We start from the raw sequence: 1363 nt of genomic DNA, 5'->3' as shown, positions 1-1363 counted from the left end.
ATCCGCGACGGCGAGCGCCCGCGGGCCTGACCGCCGGCCCGACGCCTCGGACGGGACGCACCGGCCCTGCGCCCTCGCTCGCCGCAGCCCCGTGGACAGCCCGGCCGCGTGCGCACGCGCCCCTGCGACCATGCCCGCATGCCCTCCGTGTCCGTGCGCCCGATGACCCCGACCGAGCTCGCCCGCATGGTGGCCACCGCCGTGGAGGACTACGCGGCGCGCCAGGTCGAGGCGGGCGCCTGGCCCGCGGAAGGCGCGCGTGGACGGGCTGCGGCGGAGACCGCGAAGTGGCTCCCCGACGGGATCCGGACGCCGCGCACCCTGCTCCTCCGCGGGATCGACGAGGAGGGCGCTGGGGTCGGCTGCGCCTGGGTCGCGCTCGACCATCCGAACGGCGTGCCCGACACCGCCTTCCTGTTCGAGCTGATGGTGGATCCCTCGCGCCGCGGATCCGGGTACGGCCGCGCCCTCCTCGCCGCGGCGGAGGAGGCGACGCGCGCCGCGGGCGTCCCCGCGCTGGCGCTCTACGTCTTCGGCGCGAACCACGCGGCGATCGCCCTGTACGCGTCGGCGGGCTACGGCGTGACGGCGCAGCAGATGCGGAAGGCGCTCTGAGGCGGGCCGAACCGACCCGGGCCTCGCCCGTGCCGCGCGCATCCGGGATCATCGGGGCATGCCCGCACCCTCGCGCATCGTCTCCCTCGTCTTCCCGCACGTGACGCAGCTCGACCTCACGGGTCCGGTGCAGGTGCTGTCCCGGCTCCCCGGTGCGGCGGTGGACCTCGCCTGGCACCGGATCGAGCCGGTCCCCACCGACTGCGGCTTCCCGCTCCTGCCCACGACCTCCTTCGCGGACGCCCCGCAGGCCGACGTGCTCCTCGTGCCGGGCGGCCGCGGCGCCTTCGATCTGATGGAGGACCCCGCGGCCCTGGCCTTCATCGAGCGGCAGGCGGCCGGTGCACGGCATGTGCTCGGCGTCTGCACCGGAGCGTTCGCGCTCGGCGCGGCCGGCCTCCTGGGCGGACGGCGCGCCACCACGCACTGGGCCTCGCATCCGCTGCTCGAGCTGCTCGGCGCGATCCCCGTGACGGAGCGGGTCGTGCGCGACGGCCGGTTCATCACGGGCGGCGGCGTGACGAGCGGCATCGACGCGGCGCTCGTGCTCGCGGCCGAGATCGCCGGCGACGCGGAGGCCCGGGCGATCCAGCTGGCCCTCGAGTACGACCCGCGGCCGCCGTTCGACGCCGGGCACCCGTCGCGCCCGGACGCCGACCCCGCGCAGGTCGAACGCGGGATGGCCGACGCCCGGCACGACCGCGCGCCGCTGGTCGCGCGTGCGGCGGAGCGGCTCCGCGACGGGCGC

2 protein-coding genes are annotated in these 1363 nt (G+C 77.4%); both read left to right on the top strand.

Annotated elements, in window-relative coordinates:
• Positions 1-138 precede the first annotated feature (138 nt).
• On the top strand, positions 139-615 hold the full coding sequence (locus DZG00_RS15455; protein ID WP_119383310.1) for a GNAT family N-acetyltransferase: 477 nt from the start codon (positions 139-141) through the stop codon (positions 613-615).
• Positions 616-673: 58 nt separating this feature from the next.
• Positions 674-1363, top strand: a 690-nt coding sequence (locus DZG00_RS15450; RefSeq protein WP_147360065.1) for a DJ-1/PfpI family protein, incomplete at its 3' end; no start/stop codon positions are given.

The sequence above is a fragment of the Clavibacter lycopersici genome (genome assembly GCF_003576405.1).
Classification (GTDB): Bacteria; Actinomycetota; Actinomycetes; order Actinomycetales; family Microbacteriaceae; genus Clavibacter; species Clavibacter lycopersici.
This window is presented reverse-complemented; position numbering and strand designations above follow the sequence as displayed.

Excerpts from the sequence above, each read along its gene's own strand:
- DZG00_RS15455 (WP_119383310.1), top strand. The coding sequence starts at position 139 with ATGCCCTCCGTGTCCGTGCGCCCGATGACCCCGACCGAGCTCGCCCGC.